Source organism: Saccharibacillus sacchari, from assembly GCF_037722395.1.
GTDB classification, from domain to species: domain Bacteria; phylum Bacillota; class Bacilli; order Paenibacillales; family Paenibacillaceae; genus Saccharibacillus; species Saccharibacillus sacchari_A.
This window is the reverse complement of record NZ_JBBKAR010000026.1, coordinates 210,739-229,966: the sequence shown is the minus strand read 5'-3', so window position 1 is coordinate 229,966 and position 19,228 is coordinate 210,739. Positions and strand designations below refer to the sequence as shown.

15 protein-coding genes and 1 pseudogene are annotated in these 19,228 nt (G+C 53.9%); 5 read left to right on the top strand and 11 right to left on the bottom strand.

Annotated features, from left to right (window positions below; all coding sequences use genetic code 11):
* The first annotated feature begins 114 nt into the window (after window positions 1-114).
* Window positions 115-1,077, top strand: a complete 963-nt coding sequence (locus WKI47_RS08275) for a DMT family transporter (RefSeq protein WP_340226681.1) — start codon at window positions 115-117, stop codon at window positions 1,075-1,077.
* 151 nt (window positions 1,078-1,228) lie between these two features.
* Here the strand turns inward: WKI47_RS08275 and WKI47_RS08270 are convergent, their stop codons facing one another.
* Complete coding sequence (locus WKI47_RS08270) at window positions 1,229-2,194, bottom strand: cation diffusion facilitator family transporter (RefSeq protein WP_340226680.1); 966 nt, start codon at window positions 2,192-2,194, stop codon at window positions 1,229-1,231.
* A 418-nt stretch (window positions 2,195-2,612) separates the two neighbouring features.
* Here WKI47_RS08270 and WKI47_RS08265 point away from each other — a divergent pair, with 418 nt between their 5' ends.
* Together WKI47_RS08265 and WKI47_RS08260 are read left to right on the top strand one after the other, a co-directional pair.
* Complete coding sequence (locus tag WKI47_RS08265) at window positions 2,613-3,326, top strand: FadR/GntR family transcriptional regulator (protein WP_340226679.1); 714 nt, start codon at window positions 2,613-2,615, stop codon at window positions 3,324-3,326.
* A gap of 7 nt (window positions 3,327-3,333) precedes the next feature.
* Window positions 3,334-4,545, top strand: a complete 1,212-nt coding sequence (locus tag WKI47_RS08260) for an MFS transporter (RefSeq protein WP_340226678.1) — start codon at window positions 3,334-3,336, stop codon at window positions 4,543-4,545.
* Window positions 4,546-4,868: 323 nt separating this feature from the next.
* On the opposite strand, the gene WKI47_RS08255 is transcribed toward WKI47_RS08260, so the two are convergent.
* The 3 genes from WKI47_RS08255 to WKI47_RS08245 form a co-directional block, all read right to left on the bottom strand.
* Window positions 4,869-5,282: a GNAT family N-acetyltransferase gene (locus WKI47_RS08255; RefSeq protein WP_340226677.1), complete on the bottom strand. Its 414-nt coding sequence runs from the start codon at window positions 5,280-5,282 to the stop codon at window positions 4,869-4,871.
* 149 nt (window positions 5,283-5,431) lie between these two features.
* Complete coding sequence (locus tag WKI47_RS08250; protein WP_340226676.1) at window positions 5,432-5,836, bottom strand: type II toxin-antitoxin system VapC family toxin; 405 nt, start codon at window positions 5,834-5,836, stop codon at window positions 5,432-5,434.
* Window positions 5,829-6,302 (bottom strand): hypothetical protein, encoded by a 474-nt coding sequence (locus tag WKI47_RS08245; RefSeq protein WP_340226675.1) that lies wholly within the window; start codon window positions 6,300-6,302, stop codon window positions 5,829-5,831. The genes WKI47_RS08250 and WKI47_RS08245 overlap by 8 nt, the downstream gene beginning before the upstream one ends.
* A 452-nt stretch (window positions 6,303-6,754) precedes the next feature.
* On the opposite strand from WKI47_RS08245, the gene WKI47_RS08240 reads away from it, so the two are divergent.
* Entirely contained in the window at window positions 6,755-7,186 is a 432-nt protein-coding gene (locus WKI47_RS08240) for an Rrf2 family transcriptional regulator (protein ID WP_340226674.1), read from the top strand.
* Window positions 7,187-7,374: 188 nt separating this feature from the next.
* Here WKI47_RS08240 and WKI47_RS08235 read toward each other — a convergent pair whose 3' ends face one another.
* The 5 genes and pseudogenes from WKI47_RS08235 to WKI47_RS08215 form a co-directional block, all read right to left on the bottom strand.
* Window positions 7,375-8,199: a protein kinase domain-containing protein gene (locus WKI47_RS08235; protein ID WP_340226715.1), complete on the bottom strand. Its 825-nt coding sequence runs from the start codon at window positions 8,197-8,199 to the stop codon at window positions 7,375-7,377.
* A 495-nt stretch (window positions 8,200-8,694) separates the two neighbouring features.
* Window positions 8,695-9,069: pseudogene (locus tag WKI47_RS08230) on the bottom strand (GNAT family N-acetyltransferase); the annotation flags it as partial.
* A 91-nt stretch (window positions 9,070-9,160) separates the two neighbouring features.
* Window positions 9,161-10,927, bottom strand: a complete 1,767-nt coding sequence (locus WKI47_RS08225) for an amidase family protein (RefSeq protein ID WP_340226673.1) — start codon at window positions 10,925-10,927, stop codon at window positions 9,161-9,163.
* A 29-nt stretch (window positions 10,928-10,956) separates the two neighbouring features.
* On the bottom strand, window positions 10,957-11,520 hold the full coding sequence (locus tag WKI47_RS08220) for a tetratricopeptide repeat protein (RefSeq protein WP_340226672.1): 564 nt from the start codon (window positions 11,518-11,520) through the stop codon (window positions 10,957-10,959).
* A gap of 186 nt (window positions 11,521-11,706) precedes the next feature.
* Complete coding sequence (locus tag WKI47_RS08215; protein ID WP_340226714.1) at window positions 11,707-13,461, bottom strand: glycoside hydrolase family 2 protein; 1,755 nt, start codon at window positions 13,459-13,461, stop codon at window positions 11,707-11,709.
* 472 nt (window positions 13,462-13,933) lie between these two features.
* Between WKI47_RS08215 and WKI47_RS08210 the strand changes: the two genes are divergently transcribed.
* Complete coding sequence (locus tag WKI47_RS08210) at window positions 13,934-14,923, top strand: ArsR/SmtB family transcription factor (RefSeq protein WP_340226671.1); 990 nt, start codon at window positions 13,934-13,936, stop codon at window positions 14,921-14,923.
* A gap of 231 nt (window positions 14,924-15,154) precedes the next feature.
* Here WKI47_RS08210 and WKI47_RS08205 read toward each other — a convergent pair whose 3' ends face one another.
* Window positions 15,155-17,587, bottom strand: a complete 2,433-nt coding sequence (locus WKI47_RS08205) for an AraC family transcriptional regulator (protein ID WP_340226670.1) — start codon at window positions 17,585-17,587, stop codon at window positions 15,155-15,157.
* Between the two features lie 78 nt (window positions 17,588-17,665).
* Window positions 17,666-19,183, bottom strand: coding sequence for an extracellular solute-binding protein (locus WKI47_RS08200; RefSeq protein ID WP_340226669.1), 1,518 nt, complete (start codon window positions 19,181-19,183; stop codon window positions 17,666-17,668).
* Between the last annotated feature and the right edge of the window lie 45 nt (window positions 19,184-19,228).

Genomic DNA, 19,228 nt, shown 5'->3' with positions numbered 1-19,228 from the left:
TGTACCGGTACAGATCATGAATATGTATATTGTAACATGGCATTCCCGTCTTTAAAATAAAAATTACAGATGCGGCCGCGTCATATGATCTGAAAGCTCGGAGGTTAAAAAAACATGCCCAATCCCTCGGTTAAACGTGCCTATGCGGCCGCGATCGGCAGTGCTCTTATTATCGGCTTTTCTTTTTTGTTCGTAAAAATCGCTTTGCAAACGGAAGACCCGCTCGACATTTTGGCTTACCGGTTTTTGTTTGCTTTTATTGCGGCTACGTTGTTTGCTTTCCCCGGTCGAAACGGAATCCGAAAAATTCGGACAGGCGCCTTGAAGCTTATTCCGTTGACCGCGTTATATCCGATTGCCTTTTTCAGCTTCCAAACGTTCGGCCTGCTGTATGCCACTTCGGCCGAGGCCGGGATGATTCAGGGGGCGGTTCCGGTATTTACGCTGCTCCTGGCCGCTCTTGTGCTTCGCGAACATACGGGCAAAGCGCAAATGTCGTTCACTTTACTGTCGGTTGCCGGCGTTGCCTGCCTGTTTGCTGGACGCGAAGGCGCAGCGTTCACCGCAAGCATCGGAGGCATTCTGCTCATCGTATGCTCCGCATTTTCGCAAGCCGGATATAATGTGCTGACACGCCGTCTTAGCCAGAGCTACACGCCCAAAGAATTAACGTACTTCATGAACCTGCTCGGCTTTGTCGGCTTCGGGCTATTGGCACTCGTTCGTCATGCCGCCAGCGGGACATTGCCTGAACTGCTCGCTCCGCTGTCCTCGCCGTCGTTCTTGATTGCCATGCTGTATCTCGGGGTGCTGTCTTCGTTGGTGACTTCGTATTTGTCCAATTACGCCCTTTCCCGGATCGAGGCTTCGCGCATGAGCGTTTTCGGCAGTCTGTCGGCTGTTGTCGCCTCGGCTGCGGGAGCGTTGATTCTCGGCGAACAAGTCGGGCTGGCGGCTTTGCTAGGAGCGGTAGCTATTGTGGCCGGCGTAATCGGAGCTGCGATGGCGGGGCGTAAACCGAAAGCCTCCGATCGCGTTCCAAGCAGCGCAAGTCCGCATTCTTCAAATGAAAGCTAAGACTCGGTATCAAGAAAAGGCAAGGTTGCGTTTGGCTGATACAGAGTGCGAAGACGTAAAGTGAGTATTGCATGTATAGCGTGAAAAAAGCTGTCCGGCGATTCGCGGTGGGATCATCCCTTCCGCGAAGCCGTACAGCTTTTTGTGCTTTTTATTCTTGCAGCTTGTTCGTCCCCGTGCCCGAACCGCCGATGCTGAGCGAGACTTCGGCTTTATCCGCTTCGGGAGCGCCGGGATACCAGGGATTCAAGTGAATCATCACTTCGCTGACATTCGGATGGGTCGACAGAATCGCTTTTTTGATCTTGCGAATGACGTCGTGTCCCTGCTGAATCGTCATTTGCGCGTCGACGCCGACCCGCAGATCGATGATAATATACTGGCCGTGTTCGCGCGCCCGGATACGGTCGATCCGCTTGACCTCCTCCACGCCGCGAACGATGCTTTCAAGCGCCGCAAGCTCTTGGTTGCCGATCGCTTTTTCCATCAAAATATCGATCGATTCCCGAGCCATGTCCGCAGCCAGCTTCAGCACGAGCACCGCCACGACAATCCCCGCAACCGGGTCGGCGTACGCCAGGATCGGCATGTTCAACGATTGGCCGAGCAGCCCCAGCCCGATCCCGACCACTGCCGCGCCCGACGCGTATACGTCCGCCAAGTGATCCTGCGCCGTCGCAATCAGCCCTTTGCTGTTGGCCCGTCGGCCGATTCCGATCGTATACACGTACAGCAGGAGCTTCCAGATCAACGACACGACGGCGGCGATCAGCGCCACGATATGGGCTTCCGGCATCGGTTCGAACAACGCGACGACCGAATGATACCCGACATACAAAGCCGCCAACAGCAAAATGGTCGCCACGACGCTTGCCCCGATCACTTCGGCTTTGCCGTGCCCGTACGGATGGTCTTCGTCCGGCGGACGGCTCGATATGCGCATCGAACCGAGCGCCGCCGCCGACGCGATCACGTCTCCCGCGTTATGCACGCCGTCGGCGATCAATACCGGACTTTTGAACAGCAATCCGACGACGACTTTGATGATCGTAAGCAGTACATTACTGATCAGACTGATCCAGGCCGCGAAGATCGACTGATTTTTCGTCTGCTCCATAACTTATTCCCTCCATCCTTTTTCTTGCCTCAAGAAAACAAAAAAAGTCCGATCGGCTAACGTTGACCGAATTGAATCTGAGGGTTGCGTTCGCAGGAAACCCACGCGCCTCAAGTGGGTTTCCTACGAGCGCAACCTTACATCGTTATCGGTCAACGTGCTATGCCTATTCGAACTTTTGCAAAAAAACGCGATATTCGGTTTTTACGCCGTTTGATTTCCTCATGATTCCGCTCCGAACTTATCGAATTTGGGCAAACTCTTCCTGCTATCCATCGCCAAGATTGTTTATTATACGTCATCGGTCGGCATTTGGGAATCCTTTTCTTGGCTTTCTGCCTCTTTACAAGATACGTCAAAACTTATATACTGACTCAAGCGAAAGAACCAATCATCCTACCTTTGCAAAGGAGTCTTCATGTTCGAGAAATTGGAAAAACAAACGTTGTCCGGCCGCGTCTACGCGAAGCTTGAAGCGATGATCACGAACGGCGAATGGGAAATCGGCAGCCGCATTCCGCGCGAAGCCGATCTGATGGAAAAGCTCGGCGTCAGCCGCAATACGCTACGCGAAGCGATTCGCGGACTCGTTCAAGTCGGATTGTTGGAAACGCGGCAGGGCGACGGAACCTTTGTCACGGCCAGCAGCGAACTCAGCGCCATTCTCGCCAAACGCATGAGCCGCTCTTCCGTGATCGAAGCGCTTGAAGTCCAGCATGCTCTTGATCGGGAAGCCGCCGTACTCGCTTGTTTACGGCGTACGGACGAGCAGCTTCGGCAGATGGAGCAATATTCGAAACAGTGCTCCGAGACGATCGAGCGTAATGATCACGAGGCTTACCGCGAAGCGGATTGGATGCTGCACCGGACGATCGTTGTGGCTTCGCATAATCAGCTGTTGATTGATCTGTATGAGAATATGTTCGAAAAGTTGCAAATTTCGTTCTTGTTCAATCGATTTATTCCGGAAAGCCGTTCCGAAGTCGGTCACCCGGCGCTGATTGCGGCGATCCGGGATCGCGATGCCGAGGCTGCCGTACATGCCGTCGACCATTATATCGCGCTGTTCAAGTCTCCTCACGAACAGGCGGACAGTTCCGCATCACCGAATTTATCTGGAAACGGAGAATAATCTGACCATGAAAAAAAACGAATTCCTGCGCACGGAAGATGCGTCGAACCGCGTCTACTATCTGCTGCTGATCGGCATCCTGCTGGTCGCGGCCAATCTGCGCACGCATATCACTTCGCTCAGTCCGATCATCGACACGATCCGGGGAGCGCTGTCGCTATCGAGCACGACTGCGGGCTTTTTGACTACGCTGCCGCTGCTTGCCTTCGCTTTATTATCACCGTTCGTCGCCAAATGGGCACGGCAGTACGGAGCGGAGCGCATGATCTTCGTATCGCTCGTGCTGATCGTGATCGGCAGCCTGTTCCGTCCGTTCGGCGGCGCGGTATCGCTGATGGCCGGCACTTTCCTGATCGGCTTGGCTGTCGCCGTGTTCAACGTACTGCTGCCGAGTATTATCAAGCGGGAGTTCCCGCAAAAGGTCGGCGTCATGACCGGACTGTATTCGATCATGATGGGGATTTTCGCTTCGGCCGCCGCCGCGCTCAGCGTGCCGATCTCGAATACGGGCATAGGCTGGCGCGGTTCGCTGTTGGTCTGGACGATCTTGTCAGCGATCGGACTGATCGCTTGGCTTCCGCAGCTTGCTCGCAATACACGCGCTGCCAATGCAAATGCTCCAGACGTGCCGAAGCGCAGCATCTGGCGTTCGCCGCTGGCCTGGATGATTACGGTCAACATGGGCATGCAGTCGTCGATCTATTACATCATGGTCGCCTGGATGCCGAATATGATGCACGCTCAAAACCTTGATCCGGTAATCGCCGGATATATGCTGTCGCTGTTCCAGATGTTGATGATCCCGATCAACTTCATTGCGCCGATCGTGGCTTCCAAAATGAAAGATCAGCGCATACTCATTATTATGACTTCCGCTTGTTATGTCGTCGGCATTCTCGGCTTCTTGTTCGCGAGCGGTTCGTTGCCGATTATCATCATCGCGATCGTGTTCTTCAGTATCGCGGGCGGATTCTCGTTTAGCTTGATCATGATGTTTTTCTCGCTTCGCACCACGAATGCTTCGGAAGCGGCCGATATTTCGGGCATGGCGCAATCGGTCGGTTATTTGCTGGCCGGCTGCGGACCGTTGCTGTACGGGGCGCTGCACGATGCGACAGGCGGATGGAATGTGCCGTATTACGTGATGTTCGGGATTACGGCGGCTTATCTGTTGACGGGGCTGGTTGCGGGTAGAGGCGGAAAATTTGTGCATGAGTGACGGGAGGTCCTGTTCGCTTGGGGAAGCTGAGAAAGGCTGCGGGGGAAGTTCGTTCAAGTCGCTGTCTCACTCGGAAAATGGATGGGATTTGAATAAGGAATTTTCCGAGTTCAAAGGCGACTTTCACTGAACTTCCCCCTCCGCCTCGCGCTTCGCAGCGAAAAGGGCTACCCTTACTCATGGTTGTAAGGGTAGGATAGAGAAAGAACGGTGACAAAGGATGAAGGTGTTGGCTTCATCGGGTAAAAAAGGCTCGTTCGCGAATATCTTATCGCGAACGAGCCTTTTTTGGATTGTTACTATATTGTACTGACTGCTCCTTTTCACATGCCGGACTGGTTTTTATAGTTTCTCAGAATCATGCCGCCGGACGGACGCATTCCGATTTTTTCGTAAAAGCCTCCAAGCTCGGCGTCGCACATCAGGTCAACCATATAATGCCCTTCCAGCAGCTCCAGCATACGGCGAACCAATTCCTGACCGATTCCGTTGCCTTGATACATCGGAATGACTTCGAGCAGCGGAATGTACGCGCTCAGCACGCCGTCGGACAACGCGTTGATAAAGCCGATCACTTTGCCGCTCGATTCGTCCACGGCCAGCACGACGCGGGAGGAACCGTGCAGCAAACGCATAAAATTCGCGTAGCTCGGCGGGTCCGGCCAACCTTCGAAAAAGCCTTCGGCCAAGTCGGATTCATTGATGTTATCAAGCGTGGCGAGATAACGGATCTTCATGATGGATGCCTCCCGTTTTCATTTCGACTCTGGATTTTGCACCAGTATCCCAAATATAGCCCAAAGGTTTAAGTAAACCTTTGGGCCTATTCTTTTCGCAAATGTTAATCACATGATCTTAAAACTTGCTTATTTTCTATTCAACTATCTCATAGAACAAATTTCTTTAATTTACCTCCTAGTTCTTCAATCAATTCCATGTGCGCATCATTACTAACTAGAGTCCAATTATTATCCAAAGCAGTAGCCAAAATAATAGCATCTGGTAATTTTACACTCTTAACTCCCCACTTGATGCGGTTACTACGCAACCGTCCTGCCCGAATCATAAGAGTTGATGTCACCTCTTCAAACTCAGTTTCAGTTAGAAAATCTTCTATCACTTCTGTCTCTTCATAATGATGCAATCCAGCAGCTATCTCCCCAGCAGTCATTGCAGAATACCTGAACTCCCCTCCTGCTTCCTCAACTTTATCCAGCAGTGTGATCAAATCTTCGTTACCTGAGAAAATACTAATAACTGCATTTGTATCCAAAAGGAAAACTTCACTCACCCCAACTATCTCTCCCTTCACGTACCTCAGCGTTAAGCAACTTAGCCTTTTCTTCAGTAATGCAACCTACCGCTCTTCGTAAGGCGCTCGGCTTCTTTTTATAGATTTTAGGCTCCATACCATTCTCTTCGGTTAGTTCCAGGCCAGCGCGTTGAACGTGCAAATGTTGAAAATAGGGATTATCTGCAACTTCTGCAAGAAAAATTTCTTTGCTTTTCTTCTCATACATTGAGGATCGATCAGAGCCTTCACTTAGTCTAAATAATGGAATAACTTGTGGAGTTTCTCCATTTACAGTTTCTACAGACAAAATTAAACCATGCTTTTTAAGAGTATCAGTAAACTCTCGTCGTTTCTCAGTAGATAATACTACCGGTTTAGACGCTACTTTTCTTCTACGAATACCTACATTCCTAACTCTTCCTTCCATATCACCACTAATACGTCCTCTATTACTTTTTTGCATCTTCAATCCTCCTTAATCACTCACTTTGTTGACGCCGCTAATTCGAATTTACCCTCCGTGTTAAAACAATTCCTCCATGCTCACACCAATCAATCACATTAAAAAGTTTCTTCTTGCGTTTTGTTCTCATAAAAATAGAGAGGCGACACCGTAATGGTGGCTTCCTTGATGCGCCCGAAATTCGTCACATGCAGATCCCAACTATTGAACATGCACAGCCCACCTTTCCCTATATCCATAACCCGGCTTTTCTTTCCTGCTAAGCCCGCTTTCCGCATTCTCATCTGCTTCAATCATAACAACAAAGAATCCCCCGCACAAACGCGTTTCTCTCCTTTTCTCCCCCTTTAACATTGACGCCGCTCTCAAGGCTTGCGACAATGGAGGGAATCAAGAAACCGGCAGGGACGGAGCGTCCGGCGGGCGATCATTTCATATAAGGATGGTTAGCGATGAATTATTCCAAAGGCACAAATTATGCGCTGCACACGATGCTGGATCTGGCTGCGCGTAAACCGGGAGTCAAGATCGGCGTGCAGGAGCTGGCGGCTAGGCAGAACGTCTCTCCGACCTATCTTTCTAAAATCCTGACCAAGCTGGCGAAAGCCGGGCTGGTCGATTCTTACTCCGGCGCGCAAGGCGGATATTGCTTGCGCCGCAACAAAGACGATATTTCCTTCCTCGATATCATTCAAGCGATTGAAGGGAATACCCCTCTGTTCAAAGGCTGCGAATCCAATGGTCCCGGCTGTCTGGTCGAGGCGGTTATGCGCGAGTCCGAACGCAAAATGGACGATCACCTGCGGGCGACGACGATCGGTCACCTTGCAGACAAAATGGCTGCCCACCTCGCCGAGCATGGAGCGGTATCCAAGGAAGAGTAAGGCTGCTTTTTCCGACATCAGGTGCGACACCCGTTATCGGGACTGTCTTCAAATTTGTTTTTCCTATCAAAAAAATCCGACCCCGCTTTCATGCGGCGGGCCGGATCTTTTTTTGTACATGTTAGGATAGAGCGCAACCGCAACGATCCGGACAGGTTTCGATTCTCCCGATTCCTGCTTGAAAAACGCTATCGCGCCGCTCTCCACGCCTCCAGCAATTCCGCTACCGTCTCCCACCGCTCGGAGCGATCCGGCGAAACGGCACGCGCTGCGAGTTCAAACAATTCGTCCCCGGCTTCCCACCGCTCGCGGGAACGATCCGTTTCGCTGCCGAGCAGGCAGAATGCCATCGCACCCAATCCGTAGACGTTCGTCCGCGAGTCGATTGTTGCGCCCAGCTCGTATTCTTCCGGCGACATAAAGCGCGAAGATCCCCACATCCGACCCATTTCGTTCATATACGGTGTTGGACTGTAAAAGTCGATATCGCAGATTCTGATCTGTTTGCGTTCGAAATCATAGATCAGGCTGCCATCATAAAAGTCGATCGCCACATAACCGAAAGCTTCCACGTGAGCATGGAAATCCAGAATACGCTCTACCGCTTCGACCCTCTCTTCGATCGGAAGCCGGCGGAATCTCGAAATGGGGGAAGAAGGAGAATCGTCACGGCGCAGCAGCTCTCCTTCTGTCCATTCGAACAGCATCGCATAGCCGTCTTCCGTCTCAAAATGATCAAGTAGACGCACCAGCGTCGGATGCTCCAAAATTTCATACACATTGGCCGCTTCCTGCAAACGACGCACGGCGTCGACGGGATGTCCCTCGTAATCAGCAGTTGCCGCTCCGGCATACTTGATAAATACCTGCTGATCTTCGATCTTCAATCCAAAAGCGATATTGCCGGAATCCTGTCGATCCCATACCCGGAAAACAAGGCCGAACGGGGCCAACCAATTAAAGTCATGCGGACGCCGCAGCAAAAAGGGAACGCTATCTATGCGCTGCTCGATCAATCCCTCCAGCGGGTCTGGCTCTACAGCACGCTGCACACCCACCACTGTACCGGATACGGTCACCTCTTCTGTGGAAAACGCTGACTGCAAGCTTTCGCTGGGCGGGGGAAGGATTGGCGCGAAAGGCCCCGGCCCTCCTGCTTCTCCAACTGCCAACGTCACCTGAGGAACATCCGGCTCGAATACCGTCGGCGCGAACTGAGGTTCCGGCTCATCGACCTCGGCTATACTCTCTTGAACCGCAGCCACGGCATAGACAGGCAACGAAACCTCATCACTTTTCGTCAATGCAACCGTTTCCGCTTCGACTTGTTGCTCCTGCTGCATTTCATGATGGAAACCCGCTGCCGCCAGCTCTTCTTCTTTCATTTCCAACAAACGCTCCTGTATCCGCCATTCATCCCGAAGCAGCGCATACACGCATTCGTCTTTCCATTCTCCGTCTACGGTCGGTAAACTTTGACGGAAAAAACCTTCCATCCGCATGCCCATCTTCTCCAGCAGCGCACGCAAAGCCAGATTTTCCGGCGGGCAGGTCACCGTCAATCGATGCAAGCCGAGTTCGCCGAACGAATGACCCAATAGCGCCCGGAACGCTTCGCTGGCGTATCCATGTCTACGGTAATCCGAACGAATGCCTACACCCAGTTCTCCTGTCAGCGGCTGGGTGCCGGGTCGGCAAAATGCGTGCCCCATCACTTCGTCGTCGTCTTCCGAAACCAACGCGTACAAATACGGATCAGCCGCCATATCGCGCAGTCGCTGCTCCGTATAAGCGCCTTCCGGGAAGCTGTCCGCAATGCCGTCATCTTGCAAATAAGCCAACAGACGCATCCATTCGCTCTGCACAAACCTTCGGATCTGCATACGAGGCGTATAGAGCAAAGCTTCCGGTACCGATTCGTGCTCGACAGTTTCTTTCTCTCTCTCCATATTGTCCCCTCCTCTAAAGCTTCACTTACGAGGTTGCTTCCGACAAAGAAGTCTCTGGCGACTTCCGCTTCTTCGTAGCCCGTTCGAAGCGATACGCGATCTCGATCAGCAAAGGATCGGACATTGCGGTTCCGGATAACATCAGGCCGACGGGCCGGCCTGATTGCGTATAGCCGGCAGGCACGGATACCAACGGATACCCTGCGCGAGCGGCCAGATCGGCACCGGAAGAATCGGCAAAGGCCAGCGCATGAACTTCATACTGACTCAGCGCCAAGTCGATCCCTTCCTCGCCTGCACGGCGAACGCCGCGCTCTTTGCTTGCGAGGTACTCCTCATCCTCCAGGCTGCCGCCGTCCTGCTCGGCCTCTTCCAGCAAGTGCTGGCCGTAACGCAAGCATTCGCTTCCATGTTCCCGGTTAAAAGCAATCACTTCGCCCAGGTTCGCAGGTACGGCACCTTCAGGTTGCGCGGCGAGAAAAGCGTCTATTGCACTCTTGAACTCCCGGCGCATCACGGTTCCGTCCCATTCGTCGTTGTAAGTCGGCAGCTCCAAATCGCGTACGATTTCGATACCCGCGGCTTTTAAACCGATCAATGCCTGTTCGAATACGGCTGCCGTTTCTTCGTCGAGTTCGTCCGTAAACGGCTTGGCTACGCCGACTTTGAGCCGGGCAGGCAGCACGTCGCGGCCGGGCAAAAAAGAGATCGGACGCTGAGGCAACAGCGTGCAGGCGTCCGCTTCGTCGCCAAAAGCCATCGCTTCCAGAATCAGAGCGGCATCGAGCACCGTTCGGGCGATCGGGCCCAACGTGTCCTGGGTCAGTGTCAGCGGAACCACCCCGCTGCGACTGATCAGGCCCACCGTCGGCTTGATCCCCACAACCGATAGATAAGCAGACGGGTTGACGATCGAGCCGGACGTTTCCGAACCGATCGCGCCAAGACAAAAGTTGGCGGAGACGGCGACGGCACTCCCGCTGCTTGATCCGCCGACCGGATAATCACCGTACGGATTATGCGTTTGCCCGCCTCGCGAGCTGTACCCGGACGGCATGTCCCGCGACATATAGTTGGCCCATTCCGTCATATTGACTTTGCCCAGCAAGATCGCGCCCGCGTCTCTCAGCTTGGCTACCGCAAAAGCATCCTGCTTGGCGCGGCGGCCTTGAAGAGCCAACGAACCGGCTGCCGTCGCCATGCGGTCCGCGGTATCGATATTGTCTTTGAGCAGAATCGGCACGCCGTACAGCGGCAAAGAGCCCAGTTCGTCGAAGTTATCGTCCAGCTGCTTCGCAAGCGCTACGGCATCCGGGTTGATCTCCAGCACCGCATTCAGCTTTCCGTCCAGCTTTTGGATCCGCTCCATATAGGCTTCGGTCAATTGCACGCAGGTCCAGCGACCGCTTTGCAATTTTTCTTTGAATTGCTCGATCGTCAGCTCCAGCAAGTCTTCATCCGTGATTTCTTCCCGGTCGTGCGCCGCATTATGGCTGAGCGCGTTACGGTTGGCGTTTTCCGAGGCGGTAGGCACGTCTTCGTTCTCGCCTTTTTTCATCCGCAGCTTGAGTTCCAAAGGCTTTAATTGACGCTGCGGCAGCGGTTCTTTGGAACTTTTCCAACCGGAAGCCGCTTCCAAAATAGAGGCTAAATCCTGTCCTTTAGGATTCGCGATGTCGATTTGCGGTTTCACCACTTCATTTTCAACCGGGATGCCGCGGGGATCGGGACGCTTGTGGCCTTCGGCAGCTCCGGCTTCGCCGGAATAGGACGGTTTCGATTTTTCCTGCATGGATCAGCGACCTCCTTTGCACTCTTTTTTCAATCCCAGACCTCATCCAGACGATCCGCGTAAAAAGCAATCGCCCTCTGATAACTCTGTACCCCTATATGGCTCGAATGATCGGCAATTTCTTTCAATAATAACGCCATCGCTTCGGCATGCTTGCCCAGGTTGTGCAGCGCCATCGCCAGAAACACATGCAGCTCCCGATGCTGAGGGTATTCGACGACCGCCGCGCGCAGCACCTGTTCCGCTTGTTCATACTTGCCCAGCGTACGATACGTGCTTCCCAGTCCCAGCAGCGCTTCCGCGCGATCCGGCTCGCCAAGCCCCATTTCTAGGCTGCGGACGTAATACGGAACGGCTTGCCGCTCCAGCCCCAGATTGTCGTGCGTGGAAGCCAGTTCATATAACAGCTTGGCCGATTCGCCGAACTCTTCCAGCAGCTCCAGCATCCGCAGCCGCGCTTCTTCGCCTTGGCCTTCGCGGCGGAGCTGCACAGCGGCTTGCAACTGTTCGGTTTCTTGCTCGTTCAGCAATGGATCTTCCGTATTCAAAAAACGTTTCGACACAGCGGATCGTTTCGTTTCGGATTCCGACACCTGCAACTCCTCCGTTTTGTATTTTTGTCATTCACGGCTTCTCTAATCCTTTATCTCTTATTAAAGGTTAACACGGCAGACACCCGAATAGTTTGAAATCCATAGAAAAAGCTCCGTTCGTTAAGGAAACCTACTGAGACGAATCCCGTAGGTTGTTTACGAACAGAGCTTTTTTTGAATTTCGATCTATGCGCGTCCTTCATTGATCTTGCGAATGGTTTCCAGCGGAATCTTCGGCACCCGATCATAGGTTAACAGCCCGTTGATCTCTTGTTCGACATCGGTCAACTGCGTATAGCAGTACCCTTGCACCAACTCCGACTTGAGTAGCGGGTCGATCACGTTAAGCAAACGCTGCTCGAAATCCTCGTCGCTGGACGCGCCGGAGTAACCCCAGCCTTCCCAGTCGCTTTTTTTGTACGCGATGCCGCCGAATTCCGTAACGAGGATCGGCTCGCCACGGTACGAATAGCCGTAAGCGATGATCGGATGGCCGCCAGGGATCAGACTGAGTGCTTTTTGCGCGTCGTCGTAACGTTCTTCGAGCACTTCTCGCTGCCACTCATAGTCGTGAATGGTGATCAGATCGCTCGTCGTGTGCTCCCAGCCGTCGTTCGAGATTACGGGACGCGTCGGATCAAGCGACTTCGTCAGGTAAACGAGGGCTTCGGAATGATGCTGCTGAACCTTGTCCCGCGCCAGATCCGGCACGCCCCAGCTTTCGTTGAGCGGCACCCAGACGACGATCGACGGATGGTTGTAATCGCGGTCGATCGACTCAATCCACTCCCGATTGAAACGCTCCACGTATTCGTCCGAATAGGTATACGCATTGGCCGCTTCGCTCCACACCAGCAGTCCAAGCACATCGCACCAATACAGATAGCGCGGATCTTCGAGCTTCTGGTGCTTGCGCGCGCCGTTGAAGCCCATTTCCTTCGTCAACTCCACGTCGCGCCGGATGTCTTTATCGCTTGGAGGCGTCAGGTTGCCATCCGGGAAGTAACCTTGATCGAGCACCAGCTTCATTTTATACGGACCGTTGTTCAAACAAAGCTTGCCGCCGTCGATCGAGATTTTACGCATCCCGAAATAGCTGTTGACATGGTCCGTCTCTGCCTCGTTTTCGATCAGGGTAAACGAAATATCGTACAAGCTCGGATTCTCCGGCGACCACCAGGTCTCGCGTTCGTGGAAGTTGAAGTTAGGCAATCCGATCGTGTGGCGCACGGTACGGCTGGATATCGAATACGTCTGCTCCGTTACCGGCTGTCCTTTAAAAGAAATCGAAACGCGCAGGCGCAGGTCTGAACCTGGTGCAAAATTCGCGATATAAGGCACGATCTCCACGCAGCGCTTGTCCATATCCGGCGTGATTTTGACCTTTTCCAGATAAACTGGTGCTACCGCCTCCATCCATACCGTCTGCCAAATGCCCGTGGTGCGCGTGTAGAAAATGCTCGCCGAGTCCTTTTTCCAGAATTGCTTGCCGCGCGGAAGTTCCAGATTGCGGCTTTCGTCCAGCGCTTGCACGACCAGCGTATTCGGCGTTCCGTCTGTGCGCAGCGCGTGCGTAATGTCCGCTTTAAACGGCGTATGCCCACCTTCGTGCCGCACCACGAAAACCCCGTTCACCCAGACCTTCGCTTCGTAATCGACCGCCCCGAAGTGCAGCAGCACCTTTTTCCCCGCAAAGCTCTCCGGCACCTCAAACTCCCGCCGATACCAGACATTGTCATGAAAATCAGGATCTGCGATCCCGCTTAATTGACTTTGAAAAGCAAACGGAACCTGAATCTTTTGCTCAAAAGCTTTGTCTCCCTGCGACCATTCCTGCTTCGCCCCAACATGATCATCGTCGAACGCAAACTCCCATTCCCCATTCAAATTCACCCACGATTCCCGTACGAACTGCGGCCTCGGGTACTCCGCTCTGTACATTCCTTGTTCCTTGTTCACTTGCTCGCTCTGTCCCCTGCTATCCGTCCCCTGCGTCGTGCTCATTTTTATCGCTCCCTTTTTATTAACTTTTGAGTTATAAAAATAACGCTTACATCTTTCGAAAATAGTATGCCTGATACACTTATTCTAGTCAACTATAAGTTGATAAGTTAACTTTAAAGTTATATAATCTTTTCGTATCTTGTTATGATTTTAGATTTTAGGTTGTGGTCCTTTTGCCTTTCCCTTTGCCCAATCGAGCTTTTCGATTTTGAAAGAGACGATTGTTCGCGCAAGCCCAAGGCGTAGGGAGTTCTTGTGTAGGAATGGAATGTTCGCCTTTGAAAACGGAAAATAACCTTACAAGTATTCAATCGAAATTTTCCGTTTTCAACACGCGACCGAAACAAGAACTCCCCGCAGCCGCCCACGCTTATGCCAACAGGATCTTCCATATGAAAAGGAGAAAACGATGAATATTCCCGTCACCCTCAACAACATGCCTCTCCTCGAATGTTTCGCCTCCGAAACCCGCGTGCGTATGATCGAGCTGCTCGGTGAGCGTCCGATGAGCGTCGGCGAGTTGGCCGAAATGCTGGAGCTGTCGTCCGCAATCGTCACCAAGCACGTTCAGAAAATGGAAAGCGCAGGATTGCTTACGTCGGAAAGCGTCACCGGAACGCGTGGACGCCGCAAGCTGTGTAGTTTGGCGGTAGACAGTCTCATCTTGAATTTTCGTTCGCGTCCTTCGGAAGAGCAGCGAAGCGCCTACGCTGTCTCCATTCCGGTCGGCCAATACGTGGATCACGAAGTACAGCCAACCTGCGGCCTAGCTTCGGACAAGCGGCTGATCGGGATGATGGACGATCCCCGCTACTTCGCCGATCCGCAGCATGTCGGAGCCCGGCATCTCTGGTACGGGGCTGGCTATGTGGAATATCGGATTCCCAATTATCTCGTGGGTACGCAAAGCGTACGCGAAATCTCGGTCACGTTGGAACTTGGCTCGGAAGCCCCTGGCTACAACGCGAATTGGCCGTCGGATATCTCTTTCCATCTCGGCGGGGTACATGTCGGAACGTGGGTATGCCCGGGTAACTTCGGCGGTACGCGAGGATTATATACGCCGGAATGGTGGGACGAGCAAAGCAGCCAATACGGTCTGCTGAAGACGCTGTCCGTTCGCGAAGACGGCACGTTCATGGACGGGCTGAAGCTGTCGGACGTCACGGCGGCTGATCTTGGCATTTCGGCACCGGGCAGTACGGGGAAGAATAAGACGAATGACACCGGGAACGCCTCTGCCTCAAAGGGCCGCGATATTTCGCTGCGTATCGAAAGCCGATCCGATGCCGCCAATCCCGGCGGCGTCAGCCTGTTCGGCCGCGGCTTCGGCAACTACGATCGGGATATCGAAGTTTCGGTGAAATTTTCGGATAGCAGCCGGGAAATTCGGTCTTAGCAAAAAACTTCGGTAACTTTGGGATTAAGCTATGAATCACGAGCTGAATTCATAAAAAATATCCGTTTCCTAAAAGGCTCGCTCTAAGCGTCCTTCGCGGAAACGGATATTTTTTGAGCTGCATACGATCCTCCGATCGTTCAAATTGCTGTGTGATCGCGAAGCGGCCTCACGCGAGAGTAGGCAAGCCCCGAAAATCGAATGCCCGCCGCTGCCTCGCGTTCAAGCCGGCTATCCGCTTTTCTCCGTCCGATACTGTCCCGGCGTCATGCCTTCCTGCTTGCGGAACAAGCGGATAAAATACGACGGCCGGTAACCAACCGCTTCGGCGATCTCGTTGACTTTGAGATCGGTCGTGCGCAGTAGCTCGCGAGCGCGTTCCAGACGCAGATTCATGACGTAATCGACGAAGGTCTGATTGTATGTCTGCTTGAACGAACGACTGAGTGTATACGGGCTGACGCCGAAGCGTTCGGCGCAGCGTTCAAGCGAAAAATCCGCTGTATAGTCATGCTCCAGCTCGTCCCGCACCTTTTCCGCCAAACGGTCGGCTTCGATGCCCTGCCGCTTTTCAAGCTCCTGTCCGTAAGGCTCCAGCACTCGCGAACGCAGGAAATCCACGACGGCTTCCGGCCTACGCAGTTCAAGCAATCGTTCATAAAGACCGGCCGCTTCCAGACGAACGCCGTTTTCGAGCGCCACGTGCAGTAGACTGCCAAGCAATTGAAGCGTGCCTTCGTGCAGCTCGGACTCGGAAGACGTACGTTCCGATAATCTCACGACGAACTCGCGGACCAATCGTGCCGCTTCGTCGGTTCGGCCCAGCCGAATTTCTTGCAGAAGCTCTTTTTCCAAAGCGAACGGATAAGCGGTCCCGCCGACCGTACCAGGCAGCAACTCGTCCAGATGCAGCACGCGGCACGATTCGGTAGCCGGGATGCCGCGCAGCGCGCTTCGCAGCGCTTGCAGCAATTCCGGCACATCCATGATCCCAGCCGCTTCGCCGGTACACAAAACCGTTCGAAGCCGCAGCACAGCGCGCAATGTGTCGGCCATATCGTGCGAAGTTTTTTTCATAGCCGCTTTTTCTCCGATATCCGTCTCCGCGATCGGAACCAACACCGCTACGCTCCCGTCATGAAAATTCACAATCTCCGCCCGCTCGCAGCACCCGTCGATAAACTCGCGCGCCACGTTCGCCGCGGCGAACGTCATCAGCAACTCGTCTTCTTCGCGGAACTGCGATTCCGGCGGGGATAAGACGCCCACCCGCAGCAAAAATACAGCCAACCGTTCGCCTTGTTCGAGCCGCCAACCGAAACGCTCCAATCTGGATAGCAACCCGCCTTCGCGAAGCGAGCGATAATGGCCTTGCATCCATTGCAGCAAAAAGCCGGCCCGTAGTTCGGGATACGTCTGCTCCAATCGCCGCTCGGCTTCTCGTTTGGCATCGGCCAGCCCTTTCCAACTGTTTTCGATCGAGCGCAGCTCGTCATAAGGAAGGACGTCAGACGATACACGGTTCGAAAACAAGCCGTCCGCGTCAGCCATAGCCGATCTTCTTTTTCCGCTACTTGCGGTTTCGGGGCTGACATGCCCAGCGAAACCGTCCGCTTCGCCTAACGCTTCCGCCAACTGCCGGATCGGGCGGTGCAAGCGGCGCGAAGCAAACCAGGCCAGCACCAGCGCAAGCCCCATGCCGGCCAGACTGACGCTGAGCAGCGAACGCGACAGCAGCACGACCGGACGGGTCAACGCTTCGAGCGGCGAGACGGTCGCATACGTCCACACCGTTCCGGATCGTTCCAACGTGCTGTACGAAGCCGAATAGGTCTGGCCTTGCCATTTGAACAGATACGAGTCGCTTCCGCTTGCCCCGGCGTCGATCCGATCATCCAACTGTTGCCGAAGCGTCTGCTCGAATCTTTGATCTTCCGGCATCCCTTCCGATACGCGGATGATCGGCTGGCCGTTTTCGGCGTACAGATAGGAAGAACCTTTTTCGTCAAACGCGGCTTCGCGCACAAACGTTTCCAGCTTCATGCGGTTCAAACTGAGCAACAATGCACCGTAAGAGGGACCGTAGCCCGGCAGCTTGCGCACCAGCACGACCGAACCTGCATCGGATGCGGTCCAATGGAAATCTTCCGTCCAATACATATCCCTTTTATCTTCCACCAAGTTTTGAAACCGTTTACTTTCCTCGCCGAAAGGAATTCTCTGCACACCGCCCCATTCCGATAACAACAAGGGCTCGCTGCGGTTCAGTAACAAACGTGCTTCTTCCAAACGCGGATACGTGGCTTTCATCAGACCAAGAAAGCTGTATAGCTCGTTCGTACGGTCATATTCCAACGTCAGATTCGCCCGTTTCAAATCGGCGCCCAATCTCGGATCGAGCGACCACTGGCTGGCCGACAACTCAAGCTGCGTAAACAAATCATCCAGTCGGGCCGAGGAACGTTCCACAAGCGTCCGGTGGCTGTTCATCACCTGTCGCTCGACATGTGCCGTCCCGAGCGCGTAGGAGGAAAGAGCAATCACCGCCGTCGGAATGCTCGCCATGCACAACGCCAAAATCAGGCTGTAGCGATAAAAGCGCCCTCGCCCTTCCCGGCTTCGTCTGCCCGGCAGCTTTTTTGCCCATTCCCGGATGCTTGCCATCGCGTTCGCCCCTTTTCCGGTTTGCCTGTCTATCATCGCCTCCCATTTTAAGGGAAGTCGTCTCCCAACCGCAACCGTTTACGAAGCCGATTGGCGTTTGGCGTAAGCTTCGTTTAACTCTTCCGTGATTTTTTGCAGATCCGTATGGGTCTTCAGCTTCTCGACGAACTCGTCCCACGCCGACAACGGCAGTTTGCCGAGCACGATCTTGGTTTTGATGTCCTGAATGTCTTTTGCCAGCTCCGGTCCGGCCGATACGTTCGTTTCCGAGTACAGACCGATCGCTTTGTCCGGCAGACTGATTTTTTCCCGTTCGTCGACGATCTTTTTGTTGCGTTCGAACACGTCTTGCGGCATGCCGCTGCGGTAAGCCCGAAGATATTTGTCGTACTGGATAAAAATCTGGCCGAGCGCCTGCGAAGCGACGATGTCGGTTTTGGCTTGTTCGGTCACCGTTTTGATGCCGTTCTCTTCGGTGTAATGCACGCCTTCCAGCCCGTAGCTCGCCAGCGTTCCGCCTTCTTCCGACGCGCCGTAATCCATCAGTTCGAGCAGCTTTTTCATTTTGTTTTCCGGCACGCTTTTGGGAATCAGGAACATGCCGAAAAATCCGCCGTCTTTGTTCACGTAGCCGTTCAGCGACACCAGAGGCAAGAAATCCGCGTCCGGGTTGCTTTTGCGCTGGGCTTCCGTCGGTTCCCACGAAGCTTCGACGGTGTTTTGCGAAGCGCCCGCGCGGCCCGCGTTCAGTTGGTCTTTGGTCTGGCTTTCTTTGAGCACGGCCAGGTCTTCCGAGATCAGGCCGTCCGCGTACGCGTTGCTGAGCCACTCCAGCGCGTCGCGCATTTCCGGGAGCAGATTGACGTTGACCAGCTTGCCGTCCACGTCTTTCCAATCCCCGTTGCTTTGCGTAAAAGCGCTCACGATGCCCGAGTAGCTGCCCATATTGCTTTGCGTGACCAGACCGGTGAAGCCGATCGTATCATTCTGCCCGTTGCCGTCCGGATCGTCTTCGGTAAACGCGCGCAGCGTCTCGTACAGCTCGTCGGTACTTTGCGGCACGTCCATGTTCAGGTTATCCAGCCAGTCTTTGCGCAAAAAAAGAAACGATCCGCCGTCCACCGGACGCACGCGCGGGATGCCATAGTTTTGCCCGTCCGCCTGCTTCGTGTTGATCCACGAGGCTTCCGGGAACTTTTTCAAATTCGGGTAATCGTCGATATACGAGGTCAGATCCCAGAACGCGCCTTGCTGCACCATCGTGCGAAGCTGCGCCGAGAACGCGTCGTCGACCAGCATCAGATCCGGCATATCGCCCGAAGCGAGCGTCACGTTGACTTTGTCTCCGTAACTGTTGGGCGATACCCACGTGATATTCAGATCGGTGTTGGTGCGCTTTTCGAACTCTTGCACCACGACGTTGTCCGGTCCGGGCGGTTCGGGCGTAAAATACATCGACATGATGCTGACCGGCAGCGGACTTCCGTCTTCCGGCACGCCCGACGCGGAGTTGCCGCTGCCGCAAGCCGCGGTCAGCAGCGACAGCGTTGCAACGGCCGCCAAGAGCGCTCGGATGCCTGTTCTTTTTTTGCTCATGCTCAGATCTCCCCTTTGAGTGTGGAATAGTCGCCGACTGCGCTT

Excerpts from the sequence above, each read along its gene's own strand:
- WKI47_RS08275 (WP_340226681.1), top strand. The coding sequence starts at position 115 with ATGCCCAATCCCTCGGTTAAACGTGCCTATGCGGCCGCGATCGGCAGT.
- WKI47_RS08270 (WP_340226680.1), bottom strand. The coding sequence starts at position 2,194 with ATGGAGCAGACGAAAAATCAGTCGATCTTCGCGGCCTGGATCAGTCTG.
- WKI47_RS08265 (WP_340226679.1), top strand. The coding sequence starts at position 2,613 with ATGTTCGAGAAATTGGAAAAACAAACGTTGTCCGGCCGCGTCTACGCG.
- WKI47_RS08260 (WP_340226678.1), top strand. The coding sequence starts at position 3,334 with ATGAAAAAAAACGAATTCCTGCGCACGGAAGATGCGTCGAACCGCGTC.
- WKI47_RS08255 (WP_340226677.1), bottom strand. The coding sequence starts at position 5,282 with ATGAAGATCCGTTATCTCGCCACGCTTGATAACATCAATGAATCCGAC.
- WKI47_RS08245 (WP_340226675.1), bottom strand. The coding sequence starts at position 6,302 with ATGCAAAAAAGTAATAGAGGACGTATTAGTGGTGATATGGAAGGAAGA.
- WKI47_RS08240 (WP_340226674.1), top strand. The coding sequence starts at position 6,755 with ATGAATTATTCCAAAGGCACAAATTATGCGCTGCACACGATGCTGGAT.
- WKI47_RS08225 (WP_340226673.1), bottom strand. The coding sequence starts at position 10,927 with ATGCAGGAAAAATCGAAACCGTCCTATTCCGGCGAAGCCGGAGCTGCC.
- WKI47_RS08215 (WP_340226714.1), bottom strand. The coding sequence starts at position 13,461 with ATGTACAGAGCGGAGTACCCGAGGCCGCAGTTCGTACGGGAATCGTGG.
- WKI47_RS08210 (WP_340226671.1), top strand. The coding sequence starts at position 13,934 with ATGAATATTCCCGTCACCCTCAACAACATGCCTCTCCTCGAATGTTTC.
- WKI47_RS08205 (WP_340226670.1), bottom strand. The coding sequence starts at position 17,587 with ATGGCAAGCATCCGGGAATGGGCAAAAAAGCTGCCGGGCAGACGAAGC.
- WKI47_RS08200 (WP_340226669.1), bottom strand. The coding sequence starts at position 19,183 with ATGAGCAAAAAAAGAACAGGCATCCGAGCGCTCTTGGCGGCCGTTGCA.